Genomic DNA, 21,086 nt, shown 5'->3' with positions numbered 1-21,086 from the left:
AGCGGCATTGGCGATGTTAGCATCGTCGCTTGGGGTAAATACGGCGTTGGCTCGAGGCGAAAAGGATAACTAATGAAGATAAAACCTGACGATAATTGGCGTTGGTATTTTGACGCTGAACACGATCGGCTAATGCTCGATTTAGCTAATGGTATGATCTTCCGTTCGCGTTTTCCGGCGAAAATGCTAACCCCGGATGCGTTTGCTGAATGCGCTTTTTGTGTTGACGATGCCGCGCTTTATTTCACCTATGACGAGCAATGCAAACAAATTAACCTGAGCAACGAGCAGCGGGCCGAATTGGTGTTGAACGCGCTGGTGGCCTTTCGCTTCCTCAAGCCGTTGATGCCAAAAAGCTGGCACTTCTCACAGCAACACTTTCCGCTGCAGCCGAAAAACGGCGAACTGGCGGCGGTGAAGGTGATGGCCAGCAATGAAGAAGCACGCCTGTTGGTGGTGGAAGCTGGCGATAACGCCAGCCTGTGCCTGCTGGCGCAGGGGCAACTGTCGTTGGCGGGCCGCACCATGATTTTGGGCGACGCCATCAAGGTCATGCACGATCGCCTCAAGCCCTATGAACAGGCCAACGCCGCTCCCCGCGCCTCGCTGCGTAATACGGCCTAAGCCAGCTTCAGATCGCTTTCCGGTATGCAACTGCATGCCAGTATGGTGCCATTTGCCGCCACGGCGCTTTTCTTCAACGGTGCGACTTTGCCGCTGAGCAACGCCATATGGCAGCTGCCGCAAACGCCCGCGCGGCAGGAATAGGGGATGCGGATGCCTTGTTGTTCCAACTGTTCCAGCAGGATTTGCTGGTTATTGCCCTGAAAGCTCTTCCCTGCATATTCAATCGTAACCTGCCGTTCGCGCTGCTGCGGCGCCTGCACGCTCTCGGCGACCTTCCCGCGGCCATAGGGGCGTGGCGGCTTCAGGGCCAAAACATCGACCGTATCCCCCACGCGAATAATGCCGCTGTTGCGTGCAATCATGTTCTGGCCAAAATCCACATCGCCGTTCTCAGCGGTACGGAATTGCTGTAACGTGCTCAGGGGCTCGCCGCTGGGGTGCTTGCGCCCGCGTTCGGTGCTGACGGTGGTCAGTACACAGCGGCTGCAGGGTTTCACCAGGTCAAAAATAACATTGCCGATGCGAATAGTTTGCCAACCGTCTTCGGCCCAGGCCGCGGCACCGCTTATCACCAGGTTCGGCCTGAACTGTTCCATTTTAACGCTGCTGGGGCAGCGCTGCTGTACATCATGCAATGAGGCTTCATTGGCCAGCAAAAAGGGATAACCATCGGCAAAGGAGAGCGGAACTTCGGGGTGTTTTTTTACCCGGCGGGTGAGTTCCGGCCCCAGCCAGCGTAGCTGTACGCTGCGGCGGAAATAGCCGCTAAGCCACTGATTCACCGCCGGTGGCGCGATTAACGCGGTGAAGTGGTTGCCCCATACTTCAGTGGGGTGTGCTTGCTGGCTAAAATCGCTGAAGCGGATAGTCATGCTTTCGCCGTCCGGCGCGTTTAAATGCAGGCCATCGGCCAGCAGCGCCGGCGTGAACAGCACCATTTGCGGGTATTGGCGTGCGGTGATAAAAGTGCCGTCCGGCTCGGTGACCATAAACGCACGATCAAATGCCAACCCCTGGGGTGCAACCTGCGCATGGGAGAGCTGCAAACCGCGTAGCGATTTGACCGGATGGACATAAAGACGCGAAAGTGTAATCACCTTATCTCCATGTGATTATTAAATAGAAAGAGGCAACTTTATGACAAGCGGTCTGGATTAGCTATAATGCGCAACAATTTTCTTTTTGGTGATAAGTACGATATGAACTCTCTGTTTGCCAGCACAGCCCGTGGCCTGGAAGAACTGTTAAAAAGCGAACTGGAAGCGCTTGGCGCCCATGCCTGCAAAGTGGTGCAGGGTGGGGTACATTTTCAGGGTGACGATCGTCTTCTGTACCAAAGCCTGCTGTGGAGCCGCCTGGCTTCACGTATTCTGTTGCCGCTCAACGAATTCCGCGTGCACAGCGATCTGGACCTTTACCTTGGCGTACAGGCCATTGACTGGTCAACGATCTTTAGCGTCGATGACACCTTTGCCGTGCATTTTAGCGGTGTGAATGAAGAGATCCGCAATAGCCAATACGGCGCATTGAAGGTGAAAGATGCGATCGTCGACAGTTTCACTCGCAAGCTTGATCAGCGCCCGAGCGTTGCCAAGCAACAGCCGGACATCCGCATTAACGTGTTCCTGCAGCGTGATACGGCAAGCGTCGCACTCGATCTGAGCGGTGAAGGCCTGCACCAGCGCGGCTACCGCGATCTCACTGGCCTGGCGCCGCTGAAGGAAAACTTGGCTGCGGCCATCGTGCAGCGCTCCGGCTGGCAGGTGGGCATGCCGATGCTCGATCCGATGTGCGGTTCCGGCACCTTGCTGATCGAAGCGGCGATGATCGCCAGCGATCGCGCGCCGGGCCTGCAACGCCAGCACTGGGGCTTTACCGCCTGGCGCGGGCATAATGCCGAACTATGGCGCGAACTGCTTGCCGAAGCCCAGGTGCGCGCACGCCGCGGCCTGCAGGAAACCCCCTCCCGCTTTTTCGGCTCGGATATCGATCGCCGGGTGATTGAGATTGCGTGCGCTAATGCGCGCCGCGCCGGGGTTGGCGAACTGATAACCTTTAATGTCAATGACGTCAGTAAGCTGACTAACCCGCTGCCGGACGGCCCGGTGGGTACCGTGCTGAGCAACCCGCCTTACGGCGAGCGCCTGGAAAGCGAGCCGGCGCTGATTGCCCTGCATAATATGCTGGGGCGGGTGATGAAAAGCGCCTTTGGCGGTTGGCAACTCTCGTTGTTCAGCGCATCGCCAGAGCTGTTGAGTTGCTTGCAACTGCGTGCCGAGCGCCAGTTCAAGGCGAAAAACGGCCCGCTGGACTGTGTGCAGAAAAATTATCGGTTGGCGGAAACGGCGGCGGGGAGCGGCGTGCAAGTCGCGGAGGATTTCGCCAACCGCCTGCGCAAAAACCTGAAGAAACTGGATAAATGGGCCAGGCAGCAGGGTATTGAATGTTATCGTTTGTACGATGCGGATCTGCCGGAGTATAACGTCGCGGTGGATCGCTATGGCAGCAAGGTCGTGGTGCAGGAGTATGCGCCGCCGAAAACGGTGGATGCGCAGAAGGCTCGCCAGCGCCTGTTCGACGTGATCAACGCCACGATGGCGGTCTTGGAACTGTCGTCCAACCAACTGGTGATGAAAACCCGTGAGCGCCAGAAAGGCAAAAACCAGTATGAGAAGCTGGCGCAGAAGGGGGAATTTATGCTGGTGGAAGAATACCGCGCCAAGCTATGGGTGAACCTGACGGATTATCTGGATACCGGGCTGTTTCTCGACCACCGTATTGCGCGCCGTATGCTCGGGGAAATGAGCGCCGGCAAGGATTTCCTTAACCTGTTTGCTTATACCGGCACCGCCAGCGTGCACGCCGGGCTGGGCGGCGCGCGTTCCACTACCACCGTGGATATGTCGCGCACCTATCTGGAATGGGCGGAAAAGAACCTGCGGGCGAACGGCCTGGTGGGCAGACAGCACCGATTGATACAGGCCGATTGCCTGTCTTGGCTGCATAATGCCAACGAACAGTTCGACGTGATTTTCATCGATCCGCCGACCTTCTCCAATTCCAAGCGGATGGAAAACACCTTTGACGTTCAGCGCGATCATCTGGCGCTGATGAAAGATTTGAAACGTTTGCTGCGCCGTAACGGGACGATTATGTTCTCCAACAATAAGCGCGGCTTCCAAATGGATCTGGCCGGTCTTGGCGCATTGGGTCTGGCGGCGAAAGAGATCACCGCTCAGACGCTGTCGCTGGATTTTGCCCGTAACCGTCAGATCCATAACTGTTGGCTGGTGACCCATGCCGGCGAAGGAAAAGAAGAGTTATGTCGTTAATTAGCATGTCCGGCGCCTGGCTGTCTTTCAGCGATGCGCCGCTTTTAGATAACACCGAAATTCATATCGAAGACAACGAACGCGTTTGTCTGGTGGGGCGCAATGGCGCCGGGAAATCCACCTTGCTGAAGATCCTCGGCAAGGAAATCCCGCTTGATGATGGGCGTATCGTGTATGAGCAGGATCTGATCGTCGCCCGGCTGCAACAGGATCCGCCGCGCAATATCGGCGGCACCGTGTTTGATTTTGTGGCCGAAGGCGTGGCGGAGCAGGCGGAGCACCTGAAAGCCTACCATGACATTTCCAAGCGGGTGGAGCAGGATCCGAGCGAGAAAAACCTGGCGCGCATGGCGCAGATTATGGAAGTGCTGGATCATCAGGGCCTGTGGCAACTTGATAGCCGCATCAGCGAAGTGCTGGCGCAGCTTGGCCTGGACGGCAATGCCCAGCTTTCATCGCTGTCCGGCGGCTGGCTGCGCAAAGCGGCGCTTGGCCGGGCGCTGGTCAGCGCGCCGCGCGTGCTGTTGCTGGATGAGCCAACTAACCACCTGGATATTGAAACGATCGACTGGCTGGAAGGGTTCCTGAAAGAATTCCAGGGCAGCATCGTCTTTATTTCCCACGACCGTTCATTCATCCGCAATATGGCAACGCGCATTGTGGATCTTGACCGCGGCAAACTGGTTTCCTGGCCGGGCAATTACGATCAGTACCTGCTGGGTAAAGAAGAAGCGCTGCGGGTTGAAGAATTGCAGAATGCGGAATTTGATCGCAAGCTGGCGCAGGAAGAAGTATGGATCCGCCAGGGCATCAAGGCGCGGCGCACCCGTAACGAAGGGCGCGTGCGGGCGCTGAAGGCGTTGCGTATGGAACGCTCTGCGCGGCGTGAAGTGATGGGCGCAGCCAAGATGCAGGTGGAAGAGGCGGTGCGTTCCGGCAAGATCGTGTTTGAGTTGGAAAACGTCAATTATCAGGTTGGCAATAAAGTGCTGGTGCGTGATTTCTCCGCGCAGGTGCTGCGCGGCGACAAAATTGCGCTGGTGGGCCCGAACGGCTGCGGCAAAACGACGTTGCTGAAGCTGATGCTCGGCCAATTGAAGGCGGACAGCGGGCGAGTGCACTGCGGCACCAAACTGGAGGTGGCCTATTTTGACCAACACCGCGCTGAGCTGGATCCAGAACGCACGGTGATGGACAACCTGGCGGAAGGTAAGCAGGAGGTGATGGTCAATGGCCGTTCCCGCCATGTGCTCGGCTATCTGCAGGACTTCCTGTTCCATCCGAAGCGCGCCATGACGCCGGTGAAGGCGCTGTCCGGCGGTGAGCGTAACCGCCTGCTGTTGGCCAAGCTGTTTCTGAAGCCAAGCAACCTGCTGATCCTTGACGAACCGACCAACGATTTGGATGTTGAAACACTAGAACTGTTGGAAGAGTTGATCGACAGCTATCAGGGCACCGTGCTGCTGGTGAGCCACGATCGTCAGTTTGTGGACAACTCGGTTACCGAATGTTGGATCTTCGAGGGCAATGGCGTGATCAATGCCTTCGTCGGTGGCTATTATGATGCCCATCACCAGCGGGCGACGGCGCAGCCTATCCGCCAGGCCGCCGTCAGCCAGGCCAAACCGGTTGCAGCGAAAAAAGCCGAACAGCCAAAAAAAACCACAGCGAAGTTAAGTTACAACTTGCTACGCGAGCTGGAACAACTGCCGCAGCGGCTGGAGCAGTTGGAGGCAGAAATTGAAGCCATGCAGGCGCAGGTCAGCGATGCTGATTTCTTCTCACGGCCGCACAGTGAGACGCAGCAAGTGCTGTCCGATCTGGCCGCGGCGGAACAACGCTTGGAAGAGGCGTTTACCCGCTGGGAAGAATTGGAAGCCATGAAAAACGGTTAATCAGCCGATACCGCCCACGTGCTGCAGTGGGCGGCGTTTCACCGGTAACGATGTTGCATAAAGGAGATATATGGTGTGTTCACACAGCCATCACGAGCAGCATAACTCTGCAAATGCGGGCGATCGCCAGGGTGACATGATGTTATGCCCGCAGTGCGATATGCTGGTGCGGCTGCCGCCGTTGGCCTATGGCTCGAAAGCGGTTTGCCCGCGCTGCCACACCGTGCTGTCATCCCGCTGGGATGAACCGCGCAAACGGCCGATTGGCTATGCGATTAGCGCGCTGTTTATGCTGGTGCTGGCCAATATTTTCCCGTTCGTCAATATGCGCGTTGCCGGCCTGGGTAATGAAATCCAACTGACGCAGATCCCACAGGTTATGGTGGCGGAAGATTACGCCAGCCTGGCCACGTTGTTTATGGTGTTCGTCCAACTGATCCCGGCATTTTGCATGCTGAGCATTATTTTGCTGTGCGGCAAAGTGCGCATGGCGCCAGGGCTGAAAAAATGGATGGCCCGCCAGCTGTTCCGCTTTAAAACCTGGTGCATGGTTGAAATCTTTCTTGCCGGGGTGCTGGTGAGTTTCGTGAAGCTGATGGCCTACGGCGATATCGGCATCGGCCCCAGTTTTATTCCCTATTGCCTGTTTTGTCTGCTGCAGGTGCGGGCTTTCCAGTGCGTTGACCGGCGTTGGCTATGGAATGATATCCAGCCGGCGCCGCACGTTGCCCTGCCGATGGTGCCCGGGCGCACCGGGTTGCGCCAGGGGCTGCGCAATTGTGCGTGCTGCGGGGCAATCCTGCCTGCCGAACAGCAACAATGCCCGCGTTGCCACACCACGGGCTATGTGCGCCGCCGCCATAGCGTGCAGTGGACGATGGCGCTGCTGATCACCTCGCTGATGCTGTATATCCCGGCCAATCTATTGCCGATTATGGTGACGGAAGCGCTGGGCAATAAAATGACGTCGACCATTATGGCCGGTGTTGTGCTGCTGTGGGGGGAAGGATCTTACCCGGTGGCGCTGGTGATTTTTATCGCCAGCATCATGGTGCCTTCTTTGAAGATGCTGGCTATCGGCTGGCTCTGCTGGGATGTGAAAAATAAGCATAAGGTCAAGGCAGATAACGAACGTATGCACTTGATTTATGAGGTCGTCGAATTTGTTGGCCGTTGGTCAATGATCGATGTGTTTGTTATCGCCGTATTGTCGGCATTGGTGCGTATGGGGCAATTGATGAGTATTTATCCTGCTACCGGGGCGCTGCTGTTTGCCATGGTCGTGATCCTTACGATGTTTGCAGCCATGACGTTTGATCCTCGTCTTACCTGGGATCGCGTAAGTGAAACAATAAAGAAGGAGCCGTAAGGTGACGGAAACTAACCATAGCGTCGCGGACGTTGAGAAGATCAAGCGCTGGTCGCCGGTGTGGATTATTCCCATCGTTACCGCATTGATTGGTGCCTGGATCCTGTTTTACCACTTCAGCCATCAGGGGCCGGTAGTAACCTTGTACACCACCAACGCGGAAGGGTTGGAAGCGGGCAAAACCACCATCAAGAGCCGCAGTGTGGATGTCGGCATGGTGGAAAGCGTCACGCTAAGTAAAGATCTGAGCAAGGTTTTGGTGCAGGCGCGCCTGAATGCCGGTATGGAAAAGCTGTTGCGTCAGGATAGCGCTTTCTGGGTGGTGAAACCGCAAATCGGCCGCGGTGGCGTATCCGGCCTGGGGACGCTGCTTTCCGGCGCTTATATCGAGCTACAGCCCGGCAGCAAGGGCGATGACGATAAGAGCGAGTATCAATTGCTGGACGCGCCGCCGTTGGCTTCGCCGGACGCCAAAGGGCTGCGGATCCTGCTGAGCAGTGAACAGTCCGGGCAGCTTAATGCCGGCGATCCGGTGCTGTTCCGCGGCTACCGCGTGGGCTCGGTGGAAACCAGCTACTTTGATCCTACGCTGCGCGCCATGCGTTATCAGCTGTTTATCTCCTCGCCTTATGATCGGCTGGTGACCACCAACGTGCGCTTCTGGAAAGACAGCGGCGTGGCCTTTGATATGTCGGCGCAGGGGATGCGGGTTGAAATGGGCTCGCTGGCGACCTTATTCAGCGGCGGCGTCAGCTTTGATGTGCCAGAGGGGTGGGACCGTGGCGATCTCGCCAAAGAGAAGGCGGAATACCAGCTGTATGACAACCAGCGCAGTATTCAGGACTCGCTGTACACGGAACACGTTGACTATCTGATGTTCTTCTCCGATTCCGTGCGTGGTCTGCAACCGGGGGCGCCGGTAGAATTCCGCGGCATTCGGCTGGGGACGGTGGCGCAGGTGCCGTTCTATAAAGAAGGTTTGGAACAGCGTCTGGACAGCGACTATCGTATTCCCGTGCTGATCCGCATTGAACCGGATCGCTTCAAGAAACAGCTCGGCAAGACTTTCGATTTCCAACAGCATCTGAAAGATGCGGAAGTGCGTGGCCTGCGTGCTTCATTGAAATCGGCTAACCTGCTGACCGGTTCACTGTATATCGATCTGGACTTCGATCCGAATGCGAAAGAGTGGAAAGGCCCGCGTGAACTGTTCGGCTACCCATTAATGCCGACGGTAAGCGGCGGCCTGACGCAAATCCAGCACAAGCTGACCAGCGTACTGGATAAGATCAATGCGATGCCGCTGAACCCGATGATCGAACAGGCGACCAATACGTTGGTGGAAAGCCAGCGCGTGATGCGTGAAACGCAGAACACCATGAAGTCGCTCAATGAGATTATCTCCAGCAAGTCGATGCAAGATCTGCCGCAGGATATGCAGAAAACGCTGCAGGAACTGAACCGCAGCATGAAGGGCTTCCAGCCTGGCTCACCGGCTTACAATAAGATGGTGGCTGATATGCAGCGTCTTGATCAGGTCCTGCGCGAGCTGCAGCCAGTGCTGCGTACACTGAACGAAAAGAGTAATGCCCTGGTGTTCGAAGCCGCGGGCAGTGACGATCCACAGCCGAAGAAGGCCAAAAAATGATGAAATGGATTCCGATAGCGTTGGCGCTGTTGCTCAGCGCCTGCAGCAGTTCTCCACAGAAGACCTACTATCAACTGCCGGCGTTAGGTGCGCCGGCCCAGGTGGAGGCCACTTCGGCAACGCGCCAGCTCTGGCTGGAGCACGTTGGCGTGGCGGATTACCTGGCGCAGAATGGGATTGTCTACCAAACCAACGATGTGCAGTATGTGATTGCCCAGAACAACCTGTGGGCCAGCCCGCTGGATCAACAGCTCCAGCAGGCGCTGGTGGCCAACCTGAGCAGCGCGCTGCCAGGATGGGTGGTTTCTTCGCAGCCGATGAGCAGCGGGCAGGACGTGCTGAACGTGTCGGTAACGGGCTTCCACGGGCGCCATGATGGCACTGCGGTGATCCGCGGTGAATGGGTATTGAGCCAAAATGGCCGCCTGGTGAAGAAGCCGTTTAGCCTGATGTTGAAACAGGATGCCGACGGCTATGATTCGTTGGTGCGCACTCTGGCGGCAGGGTGGCAACAGGAGGCGCAGGCGATAGCTGCGCAGGCTCGCCAGTTTTAGGCTGTGTCCCGTAATAGTGCGTAAGTGCCGCTGGCGGTCATTGGGCTGCGCGTCAAGGCGCAAGCCGTGAGGTTTGGTGGGCCCAAATAAACGGCGAGCAACGCAGAAGCGCAACCCAATGGCCCCAGCCCGGAGGGTCGTGCCCCCAAGGCCCGTCCTCTGCGTTATCGGGCTTGAACATAGGCCCACTATGCCCTGCGCCGACGGGCTTTGGACGCAACGACGGCACCACGACCTATTGCGGGACACAGCCTAGTCATAAGTTGTACAAAAATAACCTAACCCCCTGTCATTCTGAACAGTCATCTTTCAGGATGGCAGGGGTTTTCATTACAGATCAATGTATTAACATATCCTTTCTTTTTCAGCGGGTTACTGTTTTTCTCTATGTAGCTCACAATTGTGACATTGGCGTGAAATTTGCGCGTTGATCTTCCCTCCGTTTAGCGCTATTGATTAGGTGTGGTTGTGTAAAAAGCAGCCACTGTTTTCTTTCCAGCAGACCAAAATGAGGGAAACGAGGCATGAAGAGACAAAAGCGAGATCGTTTAGAACGGGCTCAATCACGCGGCTATCAGGCAGGTCTTTCAGGGCGTTCCAGGGAACATTGTCCCTATCAATCTTTAGACGCCCGGGCAAATTGGCTGGGAGGTTGGCGACAGGCCATGGAGGACAGGGCGGTGACCGCTTAAGCGGCCCCCTGTCATGAGTAGGGAACGGCCTCCGCCTTTGCGCGGAGGCTTTCGTTTTTTAGGGCCCAGAATGATGAGTGCGTTTACGACGCCGGTTTGGCATATAAAGGGGCTATCCGCAGGCGGAGCAGCGGAAGGCCGGCGTTGGTGGGAAGGGGAGATAAAAACGGACGGGGCCAGTGCTGGCCACCGTCACAGGCACACCGCAGCTTAGAATGCTTCGGTGTCTTTGAACAGACCCACTTTTAGATCGTTGGCGGTATAGATCACTTTGCCGTCAACCAGCACTTCGCCATCGGCAACGCCCATGATCAACTTGCGCGTAATCACACGCTTGAAGTTAATGCGATAGGTGACTTTCTTCGCGGTTGGCAACACCTGGCCGGTGAATTTCACTTCACCCACCCCGAGCGCACGGCCTTTGCCTTCACCGCCTAACCAACCGAGGTAGAAGCCGACCAACTGCCACATGGCATCCAGGCCCAGGCAGCCGGGCATGACCGGATCGCCGATAAAGTGACAGGCGAAAAACCACAGATCGGGATGAATATCCAGTTCGGCTTCCACATAGCCTTTGCCGTGGGAGCCGCCGTCTTCGCTCATTTTGACCACGCGGTCCATCATCAACATGTTACCTGCCGGCAACGGTGGGCCACCGGCGCCAAACAGTTCGCCACGGCCGGATGCTTCGAGGTCTTCTTTTGTATAGGAGTCGCGTTTATCTACCATGTTTTCTGTAAGCCTTAATTTAATGAATGGAGCAGATTAGCTAACACGTGTACGCTGAACAAGTCCGATCAGCCGTGGTTAAACCAGTTGAGCCAACGAAATGGCCACGGGCGCCGGCGTTCTTGCGGGTTCACTTGCGCGATGCGCTCCTGAATCGCGGCCAGCAGGCTGGGCCGTTGTTCATCGGCATACGGGTAGCCGGTCAGCAACGGCAGGGCTTCTGCCACGCAGTCCACTGTCCACAGATGGAATTGCCCCTCGCGCACCGCATCGACCACATCCTGACGCAGGCACAGATGGCGCACATTGGCGGCGGGCAGGATCACCCCCTGGTTGCCAGTCAGGCCGCGGCGTTGGCATACGTCGAAGAAACCTTCGATTTTTTCATTGACGCCGCCGATGGGCTGCACGTTGCCAAATTGGTCAACGGAGCCGGTTACTGCGATTTGCTGATTGATCGGCTGCTGTGACAGCGCGCTAATCAACGCGCACAGTTCGGCGAGCGAAGCACTGTCCCCATCAACTTCACCGTAGGATTGTTCAAACACGATGGAAGCCGAAAACGGTAACTGTTGATCCAGTTCCAGTTCGGAAATCAGAAATGCCTGCATGATCATCATGCCTTTGGCATGCAAATTGCCGCCGAGTTCCGCTTTGCGTTCAACATCGGTGAATTCGCCGTCGCCAAGGTGCACTACGCAACTGATACGCGAAGGCTCGCCAAAGCTGCGCGGGTGCCCAGGGAAATCCAATACCGACAGGCCGTTGATCTGGCCGATAACTTCCCCTTCGGTTTCAATCAGGATCTGCCCCAGCTCGATATCATCCTGCATACGTTCGGCCAGATAGCTTTCGCGCCAGGCGCGCGCGTTGAGCGCCGCTTCCAGGGCATTGGCGTCGATCAACGGGTTTTCGCAGTATAACGCGGCTTCAGAAATCTGCTGGTTAACCCACAGCGGAGAGAGGGGCATGTTGCCCTGATCGCCACTAAAGCGCACTGCCTGCGTCATCAACGTTGGCCAGGCATCGGCGGCTAACGCTGGCAGTTGGTATTCGGCAATCAGCGTATTGACGTAGCGGCACCATAGCGCCACGTCGTCGTTATCGGTGAGTTGCAGATCGTCTTCATATTCGCCGTAGACGGCCTGCTCACACAGTTCCGGCTCGATATCCTGGAAATCGGCCAGGCTATGGCGATCGCCCACCACAATCAGGCGCAGGGCCAAAGGCATCGGCGGTATTGTCAACGGCAATGGGCGCGTCTCATCCGGCGAAACCCAGTGGAACTGGCGTTGGGTGATCATTTGCTTCAACCGTAACCACAACAGCGGCTGTGCCAAAATGGTGCGGGCGGATAAAATCAACACGCCGCCGTTAGCCTGATGCACCAGGCCGGGTTGCAGATGAATTTTGCCCTGATGGATGCGCACGCAGCCAAACAGCTGCTCCGGCTCCACCCATTCCTGATACAGGCAGGCGCCCCCAGCGGCAAAAGGTTCATCACCATCGGCGGCGGGCTCAATGACAACGGCATCATCCTGGATCAGATAACGGCTGCCCGTAACGGCACCTGGCGTATACAGTGGCGCCACTGCGCGGGCGATTAGCGCCAGGTATTCGTGCGTTTCCTGGGCTTTCAGCAGCATGAAGCGCGGTTGTGACTGCGGGTGGCAAAACAGCGCCAACGCGTTTTCCAGCCTGGGCTGAACGGCAGCAAAAGGCAAGGGTGCCAACTGAGAGGCGGTATCGAATATCGCCTGGTAAGGCGTAACGGCAGGCAACAAAGATTGCCATTCAAGTCGGTTATTGGTCAAAGTGTTAGATGCAATCGTCAAAAAGGGAAAGAGCGATTATACAAGAATAACGCCAGCTTGATACCCGCAGAGTCGCCGTTGCCTGCGGTGAGTTTGACATTGTTAGACGACTGTGCAAAAAATCAGCTAAAACGGCGTCTAATTGCCAGGGAAATTTGTTGTAAAGCTGTTATGCTTATTAAAGTTACGTGGTCACTGAAGAGCTCACGATGAAATATCAGCAACTGGAAAATCTTGAGAGTGGTTGGAAATGGAAATACCTGGTGAAGAAGCACCGGGAAGGGGAGCAAATTACCCGCCATATTGAAAGCAGCGCCGCGCAAGAAGCGGTCGACCAACTGCTCAAGCTGGAAAATGAACCGGTGAACGTGCTGGCATGGATTGCAGAGCACATGAACCCAGCGCTGAACAACCGGATGAAGCAGACTATCCGTGCCCGCCGTAAACGCCATTTCAATGCGGAGCATCAGCACACACGTAAAAAATCTATCGATCTGGAGTTTTTAGTGTGGCAGCGGCTGGCCGCCTTGGCGCGTCGGCGCAATGCCACGCTGTCTGAAACGGTGGTGCAACTGATCGAAGATGCGGAGCGCAAAGAGAAATATGCCAGCCAGATGTCATTGTTGAAGCGTGATTTGAAAGCGATCCTCGGTAAGGACGAAGAGTGATGCATGCTTAACGCTGCTAGCGTGTTGAACCGTATTATTGTTTGAGCCAAAAAAAAACCCCGCAGCGCGGGGTTTTTTACTAATCAGCGGTAACTTAAGCCTGAGGCTGGGTTACAACGTCTTTGATGCCTTTAACTTCGATCTCTACGCGACGATCTGGAGCCAGACATGCGATCTGTGCTGCGGTAGCGCGGCCAGATTTGTAACCACAGGTGTTGCCGGTAACTGGGTCAGATTCGCCCATACCGCGTGCAGAGATTTTGTCTGCAGGGATACCTTTGGATACCAGGTAATCAACAACGCTTTGAGCACGTTGAGTTGACAGTTTCTGGTTGTACTGTTCAGAACCAACGGCGTCGGTGTAACCCAGAACAACAACGGAACCGTCTTTAGGATCCAGAGAGCTCAGCTGGGTGTACAGTTGATCCAGAGCCTGTTGGCCTTCTGGTTTCAGCGTTGATTTGTTGAAGTTGAACAGCACGTCAGATTTCAGCGTGAAGTGTTTGGTTTCAACAACTGGAGCTGGTGCTGGAGCAGGAGCTGGTGCTACTGCTTCGTCCTGGCCAAAGCGGTATGCAACGCCCAGGCTCAGCATGCTGTTGTCTGGACGAGCGCCAACGGTACCAGCGTCACCAATGTTGTTAACCCATTGGTAGTCCAGGCGGGTTGCCCAGTTTTTGGTCAGAGCGTATTCAACACCCACTGCTGCCAATGGAGAAACACCGGTATCGTGGTTGCTCAGACGAGTACCATTGGCGTAGTTGGCTTTGGAGTCTGCACGCCAAACCATACCACCCAGACGGGTATAAACGTCCAGTTCATCCGTGATTGGGTAGCTCAGTTTAGCTGCCAGTTGAACGCCCTGTGCTTTGAAAGCACCGTTGTTCACGCTGCCTTTGTAAGGCATACGGCCAAGCCAGTCATAGCCCAGCTCGAAGCCCAGGTATTGGTTCGCTTGGTAACCCAGGAATGCGCCTGCGCCCAATTGGTTTTCATGGGTAGGGCCATTACCGATACGGTTGTCATAACCATTACCGTAGAAACCGGTGTCATGATACTGGGACCAGCCCAGTTTAGCACCAGTGTACCAAGTATCATCTTTTGGGGCGGCTTGCGCTACGGTAGCGAAACCAGCCAGTGCCACTGCTAATGCGATAGCTGTCTTTTTCATTTTGCGCCTCGTTATCATCCAAATAGGCAATGAGCTTTAAAGCTATTTTAAGCCCTTGGTTAAATTCCTTCGCCAAGGTTTATGCCCTCGTTTGTTACTCTACCAGTTTTTCTGGCGTTATAGAGCAACCTCGGCGATGTAAAGTCTACAACGTGGCGCGAAAGTTACAAGTGTGATGTGATAAAGCTCTAAAAAAAAACAGCGAATTGTACATATTTGCTGACAATTAGCAGCGAAAAAGTTGGTTGTTTTTTACACTCCAGGGTATGGGGAACCGCAGCCGATCACGCTTTGTTGGCTGTCCCCCGGGGATGCTTCCCCCGGAGGATAAAAATGATGGGAAAACTCCTAAATTTACTTAATGATACAAAGAAGAGTGAATTTTTAGCGTGGAACACTGTCCCTGAGGCAAATTAGTGTCACGCTGAGGGCGCATAATGAACCCGTAAGCGTTGCCAGAAACCGCTGCCCGTGACAATCTCAACCGATCTTGCTCGTTCAATTCCGGCAACCAGCCCAGCACCACGCTGTAGTTCCCCGTCAATAATGCTTTTTCCATTGCTTCAACCGTAGCGGTCGGCGTGATTTGGCTAAGTTGCACCACTTTCCCGACCGGCAGACCGGATTGCTGTAGCCAGCGTTTGCTGAGCTTTTGCTGTGGCGTTAGCCACAGCAGCCAGCGCGACTGCAGGCCAAGCTGTTGCAATAGCGGCAAAAGGAGCTGCACCACGGCGGGTTGCTGTTCGCTGTAGACCAGTTCACTGATAAGACCATTTTCTTTACCGTTGCTGGTGCTGTTTAGCGTGGAATCCGCCGCATAAGCCGTGTAGCCGAAATGGGGTTGGTGAAATGATTGAGTACGCATAAAAGTATCCCGCCCGTAGTATTGCTGTATGGATATACAGTATAGGCATCAGTGGTGAAAATCAACTCAATTTTTCGTGACGCGCCGCATATCTGCGATCGTTTTTTGCGCATGCCCATTTTGTGATTGGCAGGGGCAGGGAACCTGCGTATTTTCCATAATTAGTTGTTCGCGTTACGTTTATTGCATTAGGGAATGACCTGCGTACGGTTTATTAAAGGGAGTTATATATGAAAAGCAAAAATGCAGCCAGAACGGCACAGGCGAAGGCTCTGTTTAGCGTATTAGGGAAAATCACGACGCGTTCTCAGTTTGGGGGGTATGGTTTGCTGGCCGACGGCATCATGTTCGCCATTCTTGCCGAAGGGGAACTGTACCTCCGCGCGCCTGGCGGTTTAGAGGCTGAGTTTCGCTCGCTGGGAATGGAAAATATGGTCTATTCCAAACGGGGGATCCCCATCACGATGCGTTATTACTGGGTGGACGATGCGCTTTGGCAACGGGAGCAGGAACTTCTGGCGTTCGCCAGCCGGGCGATTGGGGCCGTCAGAAAGACCCAGCAACCGCCAAACCACGCTTTCGGTCGGTTGAAGGATTTGCCGAATATTGATATTGCCATGGAGCGCGCCCTGTGGCGGGCCGGTATCCGCACTGTGTATCAACTGCGCCTGATCGGGGCGCAGAAGAGCTACCTCATGCTGCAACGGCAGCAACAGAACCTGGGGCTGAAAGCGCTATTGTCGCTGGCCGGCGCCATTGCCGGCTATCATCATGCCGCGTTGCCGGGTTCGATCCGCCGCGAAATGCTCAGTTGGTTTGACAGCGTTGCCGCAAGGCCGGGGGTGCCGCGTGCGGCCGCCATCCATGGCCACTTGCCGCGCCACGACTAATTATTGAGCTTTGCCTATCTGGGCATTCAACGCCGTTAGTTCGGGCAACAGTTCAATCACTAAGCCTATTTGCTGCAATACCAACTGCTCCTTGCTTTCCGGCTCAGGCGACAACGCCTGGATGCGGTTGGAAAGCGCACTCAACGCTTGGGCGACGCGTTGACTATCCTGCGGCGCCTGGTGCAGCGCGTCATCGACATAACACACGGCATCGTTAAGCAGATCCAGAATGTCCGTGTTCTCCAGGCGTTCACGGTGCGCGCCCAGCGCCGAGATGTAGCTTAACAGCGTGTGGTTCAGGCACAGCAGGCGGAAGGCCGCATCCTGCAGCGTTTTGTCCGCTTTGGGGTCCGCGGCCATATTGGAAATCACCGAAGCCAGTTCCGCGTCGCTGTTATGGGCATCGCGGCGTGCGATACGGTAGGGCAGGCTATTGTCTTTCCCCTGGTGGTATTGCACCAGGATAGCATCCAGGTAGCGGCAGTCGGCGTTCAGCGTTTTGCTGACCACCATCGGCAGTTGGCGGAACTTCCAGTCCGGCCAGATAAAGCTGACGGCGGCCCAGGCAATCGCACAGCCTAAAAGCGTGTCATAGACCCGCGGGGCGGCCACTTCATACCCCTCACCTAACAGGTTGAAGCACAGCAGCACCAGCAGCGTAATAAACATGGTGGCGTGAGCGTATTGCACGGTGCGGAAAGCAAAAAACAGCACGCCGCTGATAACGATAAGGATCAACTGGCCTTCAAGGGAAGGCACAAAATACAGTATCGGCAAGCCAAGCAGAATACCCGCCAGGGTGCCGATAATGCGCAGCGCCAGCCTGCGCCGAGTGGCATTGTAGTTGGGTTGGCAGACGAACAGGCTGGTCAACAGGATCCAGTAGCCGTGGTGCATTCCGGTAAACTGAATAAAGGCATAACCGGCGCACAATACCACAGACATCCGGATGGCATGGCGGAACAGCGCCGATTGGGGCGTCAGGTGGCGGCTGATGCGCAGGCGAATATTGCTCCAGCCGGTGATGCTGTCGTCTGAAAGGCTGTTTTCTTCCGTCTGGCCATTCGCTATCACCTGTTCGGATTCGATGTTGGCCAACTGCGCATCAATCGCGCGCAGGTTTTTCAACAGGTGGGACAGCGCTTTGGTCAGTTCGCGATTTTCCTGCGTAATGGTAATGCGCGCCAATGCTTCTTCAATACGGGTAAACGCCGGTTCGAAACGCACGTTATGTTGGTATTTTTGCCGCAGCAGTATCGACTGCGCCAACTGGCGGCAAGCCGCGGCCTGCATGGTCAGCAGCCGCTGAAAGCGGAACAGAATGTCGCTATGGCGGAACTGCTGGCTAAGCGCCTGGTAAAGCACATGGGAAGAGCTGGCCCGCTCGTGGATATCCTGAGCGACAAAATAGTAATGCAGTGTCCGGCGCGTGCCGCGTTGGCCGCGGTCGCCTTTTAGCCGTGTCAGCAGAGAGGCTTTGGTCTGGTTAAGCGTGGCGACAAGGGAACTGTTGGCCATCGCCAGTTCCATCCACGGCAGATCTGCGTCGCGTTCGGCGTCGGGATCGAACAGGTTGGCTTTGGCCTCCAGGTAGTTGGCCAGTTGATCATAGCAGCGCGCCAGGTTTTCCTGCAGCGGCCGGATCGGGAACAGCAGGTGGCCTATCAGCGTCAGCAGGTTGTACCAGACGGCACCAATCACCAGCAACAGCGGCTGTAGGTACCAGGTGCCGTACATTGAGGTGCCTAACATGGTGTAAACGGCGATCAACAACGCGCCAAAGGCGATGGTCGCATAGCGCTGCCCAAGCGCTCCCAGCAGAATAAAACCGCAGGTCGAGATGGCTAAGCCCAGCGCAAACAGCCAGGGGTAAGGGAACAACAGTTCAATAGAGGCCGAGGCAACAAAAAAACAGAACAGGGTGATGGCCAGGTTTAACAGCCTGCCGGCCAGGCGATCGTCCAGGTCGGTTAACGCGGCGGCAACCACACCGAGCGTCAGCGGGATGGTCAGCGTCGGGATGCCCAACCACCACGGCACAGCCGCCGCCCCCGCCAGTGAAAGAAAAATTCGCAGGTTATAAAGCAAATTGCTGTTGTACGTGTAACGGCGCATCACGGGTGCTAAAGCGAGCACAAAAAACCCCTGGCAGAGAAAAGTTAACGTTGTTGATACTGGCGGCGGGCATTTTCATTTCTTGCCTGCTGGGCCATTTCTACAGAGACTACGCGGCGCCCAACCGGCCAAAGCGCAATCGCGGCAATTTTGAAATTGGCGATCCCGACTGGGATACCGATGATGGTCAGGCATTGGGCGATGCCCGCGGCAATATGCGAAAGGCACAGCCACCAGCCAAACAGAATCAGCCAGATGATATTTAACAGGGAGCCGCCCGCGCTGAGCAGCGCGTTGCTTTTTTCAGGGTATAATTCGTTGACGTGAATGGCTTCATTCCCATAAGGCAGAAACGAAAGCTTGGTGATCTCCCAGCAAGAGCGGGTGAGAGGCAGGGTGATGATCAGCACAATGCTGAAGAAAGTGGCAACCAGCCAGCCCAGGGTGGTAAAGAAACCACCTAATACAAAATTAAGAATGTTCAGTACAGTACGCATAATCGTCATTCTGCTCTAATGATAGCCAAACCGCAGGGCGGGTGCGTTGTGATGGTAGCATCGAGCCTATTCTACCCTTTTTTTAGCGCTAGAGCGCCACTGCTTAACGCAGGTAAACTGGTAAATATCTAATTCTCAACTGAGTCATGGCGCGACGATATGGAACTTAAAGCGACATCGCTGGGCAAGCATCTTGCTCAGCACCCTTACAACCGTGTGCGGTTGCTGCATGCCGGCGTTGAGGTGAGTGGTGAAAAACACGAATACCTGATCCCGTTTAATCAGTTGATTAACATCCGCTGCAAAAGAGGGATTGTCTGGGGCGAGCTGGAGTTTGAACTTCCCGACGAAAAAGTGGTGCGTTTGCATGGCACCGAATGGCAGGAGACCCAGCGTTTCTATCACTACCTGTTGCAATCCTGGCAACAGTGGAGCAGCGAGATGAGCGCCGTTTGCGCCAAGGTACTGCAGGAGCAGGTGGCGCAAATAGCGCGCATTGAGCAACAGGACCGCTGGTTTAACGGTGCGGAGCTTGGCAAGTTGCAACAGCAAATCCGCCAGGCGTTCGGCGCGCTGCCCATGCCGATCGCCAGGTTGGAAGCCTTTGATAACTGCCGGCAAGACTACCAAACATGCCAGCAGTGGCTACAGCATGGCCCGCAAAGCGTTGCCCGCCGCAATCAGCAGTGGGTCGAGCGCATGCTGGCGGAACATCAGGATTTCTTCGAGCAGGTAGAGACTTCGCCGCTGAATGCCTCGCAGAGCCGTGCGGTAGTTAACGGTGAAGAGTCCGTGTTGGTATTGGCCGGCGCCGGGAGCGGTAAAACCTCGGTACTGGTTGCACGTGCCGGCTGGCTACTGCGCCGCCAGGAAGCGGCGCCGGAACAAATCTTGCTGCTGGCTTTCGGCCGCCAGGCGGCGCAGGAAATGAATGAACGTATCAAACAACGCCTGGGGGAAACGGCGATCCAGGCGAAAACCTTCCATGCACTGGCGCTGCAGATTATCCAGCAGGGCAGCCGCAAAGCGCCGGCGATCAGCAAGCTGGAAACCGACAGCAAGGCTCGCCGGGCGCTGTTGATCTCGCACTGGCAGCAGAACTGCGCCGAAAAAAAGGCCCAGGCCAAAGGGTGGCGGCAGTGGTTGGTCGACGAGCTTGAATGGGAGGTGGCGGAAGGGGACTTCTGGCAGGATAAACGCCTGGCCGAACGGTTGGCCGGGCGCCTGGAGCGCTGGCTGGGGCTGATGCGGATGCATGGTGGCAGCCAGGCCGAGATGATCGAACAGGCGAATGAGGAAGTCCGCGATCTGTTTGCCAAGCGCATTCGCCTGATGGCGCCGTTGCTCAAAGCATGGAAAGGCGCGTTGAAGGAAGAGGGCGCGGTGGATTTTTCCGGGCTGATACACCAGGCGGTGAACATCCTGGATAAGGGGCGTTTCATCAGCCCCTGGAAGCATATTCTGGTCGATGAGTTCCAGGATATTTCTCCACAGCGGGCGTTGCTGCTGGCGGCATTGCGCAAACAGAACAAACAGACCTGTCTGTTTGCCGTTGGCGATGACTGGCAGGCCATTTACCGCTTCAGCGGCGCAGAATTGGCGCTGACGACGGCCTTTTCCCACAACTTCGGCGAGGGGGCGCAGTGCGCGCTTGATACCACCTACCGTTTTAACGAGCGTATCGGTGAGGTGGCGAATCGTTTTGTACAACAGAACCCGCATCAGTTGAAAAAACCGCTCAACAGCCTGAGCAAAGGCAATAAGAAGTCGGTGGTGATCCTGCCGCAGGAGCAGTTGGAAAGCCTGTTGGATAAGCTGAGCGGCTATGCCAAACCGGACGAACGCATCCTGATTTTAGCGCGTTACCACCATCTCAAGCCGGAAGTGCTGCAGAAAGCGGCGACGCGGTGGCCGAAGCTGAACATCGAGTTTATGACCATCCATGCCAGCAAGGGGCAACAGGCCGAGTATGTGATCATCATCGGGCTGCATGAGGGGAATGACGGTTTTCCGGCGGCGGCGCGGGAGTCGGTGTTGGAAGATGTCTTGTTGCCGCCGCCGGAAGATTTTCCGCATGCAGAAGAGCGGCGCCTGCTGTACGTGGCGCTGACCAGAGCAAAACATCAGGTATGGCTATTGCAGGATCGTGAGCGCCCGTCGGTCTTTGTTGAGCAATTGCATAACATTGGTGTGCCATTGCAGAAAAAACCGTAACCGGCC

The 21,086-nt window shown here is 55.8% G+C and carries 17 protein-coding genes; 10 read left to right on the top strand and 7 right to left on the bottom strand.

Annotated features, from left to right (window positions below):
- Positions 1-72 precede the first annotated feature (72 nt).
- Positions 73-624, top strand: coding sequence for a cell division protein ZapC (locus ABFX35_RS14910; protein ID WP_095848085.1), 552 nt, complete (start codon positions 73-75; stop codon positions 622-624).
- On the opposite strand, the gene ABFX35_RS14905 is transcribed toward ABFX35_RS14910, so the two are convergent.
- On the bottom strand, positions 621-1,724 hold the full coding sequence (locus ABFX35_RS14905; protein ID WP_279027542.1) for a YcbX family protein: 1,104 nt from the start codon (positions 1,722-1,724) through the stop codon (positions 621-623). The two genes, ABFX35_RS14910 and ABFX35_RS14905, sit on opposite strands and share 4 nt — an antisense overlap.
- Before the next feature lie 102 nt (positions 1,725-1,826).
- On the opposite strand from ABFX35_RS14905, the gene rlmKL reads away from it, so the two are divergent.
- The 6 genes from rlmKL to rmf all read left to right on the top strand — a co-directional run bounded on the left by rlmKL (position 1,827) and on the right by rmf (position 10,117).
- Positions 1,827-3,959, top strand: a complete 2,133-nt coding sequence (rlmKL, locus tag ABFX35_RS14900; RefSeq protein WP_279027552.1) for a bifunctional 23S rRNA (guanine(2069)-N(7))-methyltransferase RlmK/23S rRNA (guanine(2445)-N(2))-methyltransferase RlmL — start codon at positions 1,827-1,829, stop codon at positions 3,957-3,959.
- Complete coding sequence (locus ABFX35_RS14895) at positions 3,950-5,854, top strand: ABC transporter ATP-binding protein (protein ID WP_346081966.1); 1,905 nt, start codon at positions 3,950-3,952, stop codon at positions 5,852-5,854. Before rlmKL ends, ABFX35_RS14895 begins: the two co-directional genes overlap by 10 nt.
- A 70-nt stretch (positions 5,855-5,924) precedes the next feature.
- Positions 5,925-7,223, top strand: coding sequence for a membrane integrity-associated transporter subunit PqiA (pqiA, locus tag ABFX35_RS14890; protein ID WP_346081965.1), 1,299 nt, complete (start codon positions 5,925-5,927; stop codon positions 7,221-7,223).
- A 1-nt stretch (position 7,224) separates the two neighbouring features.
- Positions 7,225-8,871 (top strand): intermembrane transport protein PqiB, encoded by a 1,647-nt coding sequence (pqiB, locus tag ABFX35_RS14885; protein WP_346081963.1) that lies wholly within the window; start codon positions 7,225-7,227, stop codon positions 8,869-8,871.
- Positions 8,868-9,425, top strand: a complete 558-nt coding sequence (pqiC, locus tag ABFX35_RS14880) for a membrane integrity-associated transporter subunit PqiC (protein ID WP_346081961.1) — start codon at positions 8,868-8,870, stop codon at positions 9,423-9,425. The genes pqiB and pqiC overlap by 4 nt, the downstream gene beginning before the upstream one ends.
- A 524-nt stretch (positions 9,426-9,949) precedes the next feature.
- Positions 9,950-10,117, top strand: a complete 168-nt coding sequence (rmf, locus tag ABFX35_RS14875) for a ribosome modulation factor (protein ID WP_095848091.1) — start codon at positions 9,950-9,952, stop codon at positions 10,115-10,117.
- Between the two features lie 210 nt (positions 10,118-10,327).
- Here the strand turns inward: rmf and fabA are convergent, their stop codons facing one another.
- Together fabA and ABFX35_RS14865 are read right to left on the bottom strand one after the other, a co-directional pair.
- Positions 10,328-10,846: a bifunctional 3-hydroxydecanoyl-ACP dehydratase/trans-2-decenoyl-ACP isomerase gene (fabA, locus tag ABFX35_RS14870; protein ID WP_095848092.1), complete on the bottom strand. Its 519-nt coding sequence runs from the start codon at positions 10,844-10,846 to the stop codon at positions 10,328-10,330.
- Positions 10,847-10,914: 68 nt separating this feature from the next.
- Positions 10,915-12,660: a Lon protease family protein gene (locus ABFX35_RS14865; RefSeq protein ID WP_279026935.1), complete on the bottom strand. Its 1,746-nt coding sequence runs from the start codon at positions 12,658-12,660 to the stop codon at positions 10,915-10,917.
- 209 nt (positions 12,661-12,869) lie between these two features.
- Here ABFX35_RS14865 and matP point away from each other — a divergent pair, with 209 nt between their 5' ends.
- The gene (matP, locus tag ABFX35_RS14860) at positions 12,870-13,328 is read left to right on the top strand and encodes a macrodomain Ter protein MatP (RefSeq protein ID WP_095848094.1); all 459 of its coding nucleotides are present in this window, start codon (positions 12,870-12,872) and stop codon (positions 13,326-13,328) included.
- 94 nt (positions 13,329-13,422) lie between these two features.
- Here the strand turns inward: matP and ompA are convergent, their stop codons facing one another.
- Both ompA and sulA read right to left on the bottom strand, forming a co-directional pair.
- Positions 13,423-14,499: a porin OmpA gene (gene ompA / locus ABFX35_RS14855; protein ID WP_279026933.1), complete on the bottom strand. Its 1,077-nt coding sequence runs from the start codon at positions 14,497-14,499 to the stop codon at positions 13,423-13,425.
- A 358-nt stretch (positions 14,500-14,857) separates the two neighbouring features.
- Positions 14,858-15,364, bottom strand: coding sequence for an SOS-induced cell division inhibitor SulA (sulA, locus tag ABFX35_RS14850; RefSeq protein WP_279026932.1), 507 nt, complete (start codon positions 15,362-15,364; stop codon positions 14,858-14,860).
- Positions 15,365-15,594: 230 nt separating this feature from the next.
- On the opposite strand from sulA, the gene ABFX35_RS14845 reads away from it, so the two are divergent.
- Complete coding sequence (locus tag ABFX35_RS14845; protein ID WP_346081957.1) at positions 15,595-16,254, top strand: TfoX/Sxy family DNA transformation protein; 660 nt, start codon at positions 15,595-15,597, stop codon at positions 16,252-16,254.
- Here the strand turns inward: ABFX35_RS14845 and yccS are convergent, their stop codons facing one another.
- Together yccS and ABFX35_RS14835 are read right to left on the bottom strand one after the other, a co-directional pair.
- Positions 16,255-18,390 (bottom strand): YccS family putative transporter, encoded by a 2,136-nt coding sequence (gene yccS / locus ABFX35_RS14840; protein ID WP_346081955.1) that lies wholly within the window; start codon positions 18,388-18,390, stop codon positions 16,255-16,257.
- Positions 18,391-18,413: 23 nt separating this feature from the next.
- Positions 18,414-18,866: a YccF domain-containing protein gene (locus tag ABFX35_RS14835; RefSeq protein ID WP_279026929.1), complete on the bottom strand. Its 453-nt coding sequence runs from the start codon at positions 18,864-18,866 to the stop codon at positions 18,414-18,416.
- A 159-nt stretch (positions 18,867-19,025) separates the two neighbouring features.
- On the opposite strand from ABFX35_RS14835, the gene helD reads away from it, so the two are divergent.
- Positions 19,026-21,080, top strand: coding sequence for a DNA helicase IV (gene helD, locus ABFX35_RS14830; RefSeq protein WP_346081953.1), 2,055 nt, complete (start codon positions 19,026-19,028; stop codon positions 21,078-21,080).
- The last annotated feature ends 6 nt before the right edge of the window (positions 21,081-21,086 follow it).

Source organism: Gibbsiella dentisursi, from assembly GCF_039539505.1.
In the GTDB taxonomy this organism is placed as follows: domain Bacteria; phylum Pseudomonadota; class Gammaproteobacteria; order Enterobacterales; family Enterobacteriaceae; genus Gibbsiella; species Gibbsiella quercinecans.
Note: the sequence above shows the minus strand (reverse complement) of the source record. Positions and strands in the feature narration are given on the sequence as shown.